The 223-nt window shown below is 71.3% G+C and carries 1 pseudogene; it reads right to left on the bottom strand.

Features of this window, described 5'->3' with window-relative positions:
• Positions 1 to 223, bottom strand: a pseudogene (locus H928_RS28120) (type II secretion system protein GspL); the annotation flags it as partial.

Raw genomic sequence — 223 nt, 5'->3', positions numbered from 1 at the left:
ATTCGACCGTGCTGGGCACCGTGCCGGCGGGCAGGCTGGACAGCGCCTGGCCGGCGGCGGCCAGCAGCGGTTCGGCGTCCGATGGCGACAAGCCGCCCGAGGCCTGGCGCAGGTTGGCGACTTCACGCGCCATCTGCACGGGCGCATCGACAACCACCTGCACCTTGGGGAAGGCCTGCGTCAAGCTGCTGCGCACCAGCGCGGCCTTGGCCTGCAGTTGTTG

This window comes from Comamonas sp. B-9 (assembly GCF_000410635.1).
Taxonomy (GTDB): Bacteria; Pseudomonadota; Gammaproteobacteria; order Burkholderiales; family Burkholderiaceae_C; genus Comamonas.
The sequence above is the reverse complement of the archived record's forward strand: the minus strand, read 5'-3'. Positions and strand labels throughout refer to the sequence as shown.